Below are 4,174 nucleotides of genomic sequence, written 5' to 3'. Positions count from 1 at the left end.
CGGGCGGACTGAGGTGATTGGAATCCCTTCACCGAGACCGTGCGCAACATCGGCTTTTCGCGCCGCAACCGGCCGGTGTTCCTATCGCTGTTGGGCAATTCCTGGTTCTGGTTCTATGGCGCCATCATGCCTCGGACATGCAGCCAGCCATGAAGCCCTCGGACGCCTTCGCCAAGATGGCCCACCGCGAAATCGATCGCGTGCCCCTGGACGAACTGGAAGGTCGCGTCACCTCGATCCTGTTGACCCCGTATCCGCCGGGCATTCCGCTGTTGATCCCGGGCGAGATCTTCAACAAGACCATCGTCGACTACCTGAAGTTTGCGCGTGATTTCAACGAGAAATTCCCCGGCTTCGAAACCGACGTGCATGGCCTGGTCAAGCGCGAAGTCAATGGCCGCCGCGATTACTTCGTGGATTGCGTCAAGCAGTAAGTCTGCTGCCAAGCAAAAAGCCGATGCCCTCGCAGGCATCGGCTTTTTTCATGCTGCCGGCTGAGGCGATCAGCTCAGAAGGTGCCGAGATAGAAGTATCCCGCCAGCGCCCCGCCAAAGAGCAGCCACAAGGGATGGATCTTGGTCTTCAAGGCAATGATGGCAGTGGCCGCCGTGATCGCCGCCAGGAAGCCATGGGTGATCGAGGCCTGCGTGATCAACAGCGCCGAGGCCGCCACCAGACCGCCCGTCACCGGCAGCAGGCCAGCCTGCACGTGACGCCGCCAGGGCTTGTCCTTGCACCTCTCCCAGACGTGTAACATGATGACGGTGATAATCGAGGACGGCCCGAACTTGGCCAGGCTGGTCACCAGCATCCCCCAGAAACCGGCCACATGCCAGCCCACCAGGGTGACCACCATCAGGTTGGGACCGGGCGCGGCCTGGCCCAGGGCGAACAGCGCGCTGAAATCCTCCGCCGTCATCCAGTGATGTACCTCCACCACCTGGCGCTGCATCTCCGGCAGGATGGTATTGCCGCCACCGAAGGCCAGCACCGACAACTGCGTGAAGATGATAGCCAATGCGATCAGGGTCTGGCTCATTGCGCGCCCTCCTGCTTGGCTGCGGCCTGCGGCTTGGCAGCGAAGCGCTCGCCATAGCGCGCCGTGAGAAAGATGCTGATCGGCGTCATCACCAGCATCACCCATAACAGCGGAATGCGCAGCAAGGCGATGGCGATGAAACAGACTACCGCCACGGCAGCCAGCACCATGTTCTTGCGCAGCGGCAGGGTGATCTTGACCGCCATCTGGATCAGCAGACCGGCTGCGGCTGCGGCCAACCCGGCGAAGAGGTGCTTGACGTTGGGATCGTGCTGGAAGTGCTGGTAAATCATGCCCAGCAGGATCACCACCACGGACGGCACGGCGATGAGTCCGGTAATGCCTGCCAGTGCGCCTTTCCAGCCGCGGAACTTCATGCCCAGCGCCACCGACAGGTTGATGATGTTGCCCCCCGGGAGGAACTGGCACAGCCCCAGCAGCTCGACGAATTCGGCATCGGTGAGCCAGCGGCGACGCTCCACGATCATGCGGTGGGCCAAGGGCAGCGCGCCGCCGAAGGCGGTCATGCCCAGGCCGAGAAAGCCCAGGAATATTTCTCTGGTGGTGGGGATAGGCCGCTCAGGGGCCAGCAGGTCAGGAGTGCTCATCATCATCTCGTGCGGAGGCGGCGTGATTGCCGCATGAACGAAAGGCTACTCTTGGGGAGGGTTTTTGTCTAATATATGTCAGACACACTATCCATATGATTACGATATGTCACCTTCCATCGATCTGCGCCTGCTGCGCTACTTCATCGCCGTGGCCGAAGAAGGCCATCTCACCAAGGCCGCCGAACGCATCGGCATCCAGCAGCCGCCGCTGTCGCAACAGATCCGCCTGCTGGAGCGCGAACTGGGCGTGACGCTGTTCAACCGCCTGCCGCGCGGCATGGAACTGACCGATAGCGGCACGGCACTGCTCACCGACGCCCGCGCCCTGCTGGCGCAACTGGACACCACGGTGGCCAGCGTGCGCCGCATCGCCCAGGGCAAGATGGGCCGCATCGCGGTGGGCTTCACCGAATCGGCTTCGCTGCATCCCTTCGTGCACTCGGTGATCCGCGCCTTCCGCGCCGATGCGCCGGACGTGGTGATGACGGTAGAAGAAAGCAATACCAATGAACTGATCGAAGCACTGCGCGCCAAGCGTCTCGATCTGGCCTTCGTGCGCTCACCGGTGGGCGACGCCAGCGGCCTGACCATCGAAACCATGCTGGTGGAAGAGATGGTCGCCGCACTGCCCATCGACCATCCCCTGGCCGAGCACGGCAAGCGCAAGAGCATCGCCCTGCACGCACTGGCCGAGCAAGCCTTCATCATGACGCGCCGACCCAACGGCCCTGGGCTGTACGACACCATCATCGCCGCCTGCCATGCCGCCGGCTTTTCTCCGCAGGTGATCCAGGAGGCGCGCAAGAATCTCTCCACGCTCTCGCTGGTGGCCGCTGGTGTGGGCGTGGCGGTGATCCCGGCGTCGATGACGCGGGTCAATGCGGAGGGCGTGGTGTACCTGAAACTGACCGGGGCCCCCGAGCTGAAGGCGCCGCTGCACCTGGCTTACCGCACTGGCAGCATCAGCGGCGCGGCGCGCCTGATGCGGGAAGAAGCCTTGAAATTGAGTGCGGGGCGCAAGCGACGTTGATATAGCGCTGGCATATCGCAAGCTGCTGATCCATATAAAGAAGGCTTCCCGCAGGAAGCCTTCTTTATATGATTTATATCGTTTTAACGATACTTTCCATCAGGTCTTGGGCAAGGTCACCCCATGCTGCCCCTGGTACTTGCCACCGCGATCCTTGTAGGAAGTCTCGCAGACTTCATCGCTCTCGAAGAACAGCACCTGGGCGCAGCCCTCACCGGCATAGATCTTGGCCGGCAGCGGCGTGGTGTTGGAGAACTCCAGCGTCACGTAGCCTTCCCATTCGGGTTCGAAGGGCGTGACGTTGACGATGATGCCGCAGCGCGCATAGGTGGACTTGCCCAGGCAGATGGTCAGCACGCTACGCGGAATGCGGAAGTATTCGACGGTACGGGCCAGGGCGAATGAGTTGGGCGGGATGATGCAGACATCCCCCTTGAAATCGACGAAGGATTTTTCATCGAAGTTCTTGGGGTCGACGATGGTCGAATTGATGTTGGTGAAGATCTTGAATTCGTTGGCGCAACGGATATCGTAGCCATAGGACGAAGTACCGTAGGAAACGATCTTGCTGCCATCGGCCGCCTGACGCACCTGACCGGGCTCGTAGGGTTCGATCATTCCTTCCTGCTCCGCCATGCGGCGGATCCACTTGTCTGACTTGATGGCCATGGTTGTTCGAGGTTTCCGACTGATTCAAAGAATCCGGCATTTTACGCGAAAAATGCCCAAACATGGCTGATCCGACGCGGTTCCTGCCTGGGCAGGCCCTAGCGTCCGCGCCCGAACAAGGACTTGAAAAAGCCCACGCGCTGGCGCTCATAGAAGGGCTTCAGTTCGGTGAGCATGAAGTCGGCCACGCTATGCCCATTGCCCGGCTCCACGCGCATCATGTCCACCGCCTCCTGCGGCCGGCCATGCTGGGCAATGACCGGCCCCACCGCGCGGGCCACCTGCTCCATATGGCTCTCGGGGGTATCGATCCCCAGCACCAGGGTCGGCTGGGGGTCGTGCGTGGGGTCATGCATCGTGGCCAGGTAGGCGGCCTTGACCTTGTCATCGCGGGCGAACAATTGCGACAGCTTCTCCAACATGACGGTGGGCGGCTCGGCCGGCGCCCCCAGCCGCACCGTGGTCTCGGCACCGATGGTGCGCGCTACCGGTGTGCCACCGTTATCTTCCTGCAGCACGTGGGCGACTTCGCCGGGCACGAAATACTTGCTATAGGGACTATCGGGATTGAGGATGAACACGCTGCGCCCATCCCCGCACATGCGAAACATATTGATTATTACGGTGTCGCCGTCTGAAAGGGTATCTTCCATGCTATCGCCTTGAACCCTCACGGCGATCAATTTCTCCATAACCAAACCATTCGCGTCCACCCATCGCTGAGTTACAGCGACTGGCATACCAAACTCAGTCTCGTCTAGTTCGGCCTGAAATCCTGTGATGCCTGCTGAAACCTTCAGCTTGACCAGCGGATCTCGNAATGTA

General features: G+C 61.2%; 5 protein-coding genes and 1 pseudogene. 2 read left to right on the top strand and 4 right to left on the bottom strand.

What is annotated here, in order from left to right; translation table 11 throughout:
- Nucleotides 1-125: 125 nt before the first annotated feature.
- Nucleotides 126-434, top strand: a pseudogene (locus I5W_RS20170) (lysine decarboxylase); the annotation flags it as partial.
- Between the two features lie 74 nt (nucleotides 435-508).
- On the opposite strand, the gene I5W_RS20165 reads toward I5W_RS20170, so the two are convergent.
- Both I5W_RS20165 and I5W_RS20160 read right to left on the bottom strand, forming a co-directional pair.
- Nucleotides 509-1,039: a chromate transporter gene (locus I5W_RS20165; protein WP_044530571.1), complete on the bottom strand. Its 531-nt coding sequence runs from the start codon at nucleotides 1,037-1,039 to the stop codon at nucleotides 509-511.
- A complete protein-coding gene (locus tag I5W_RS20160) occupies nucleotides 1,036-1,653 on the bottom strand; it encodes a chromate transporter (protein ID WP_044530570.1) in 618 nt (205 codons plus the stop codon). Before I5W_RS20160 ends, I5W_RS20165 begins: the two co-directional genes overlap by 4 nt.
- A gap of 100 nt (nucleotides 1,654-1,753) precedes the next feature.
- On the opposite strand from I5W_RS20160, the gene I5W_RS20155 reads away from it, so the two are divergent.
- Nucleotides 1,754-2,680, top strand: a complete 927-nt coding sequence (locus tag I5W_RS20155; RefSeq protein ID WP_044530569.1) for a LysR family transcriptional regulator — start codon at nucleotides 1,754-1,756, stop codon at nucleotides 2,678-2,680.
- Between the two features lie 99 nt (nucleotides 2,681-2,779).
- On the opposite strand, the gene dcd is transcribed toward I5W_RS20155, so the two are convergent.
- A complete protein-coding gene (dcd, locus tag I5W_RS20150; RefSeq protein ID WP_044530568.1) occupies nucleotides 2,780-3,349 on the bottom strand; it encodes a dCTP deaminase in 570 nt (189 codons plus the stop codon).
- A gap of 98 nt (nucleotides 3,350-3,447) precedes the next feature.
- Complete coding sequence (locus I5W_RS20145) at nucleotides 3,448-4,149, bottom strand: enhanced serine sensitivity protein SseB C-terminal domain-containing protein (RefSeq protein WP_256380791.1); 702 nt, start codon at nucleotides 4,147-4,149, stop codon at nucleotides 3,448-3,450.
- Nucleotides 4,150-4,174: the final 25 nt, after the last annotated feature.

The organism is Herbaspirillum sp. B65, assembly GCF_000333555.1.
Taxonomy (GTDB): Bacteria; Pseudomonadota; Gammaproteobacteria; order Burkholderiales; family Burkholderiaceae_D; genus Herbaspirillum; species Herbaspirillum rubrisubalbicans.
The sequence above is the reverse complement of the archived record's forward strand: the minus strand, read 5'-3'. Positions and strand labels throughout refer to the sequence as shown.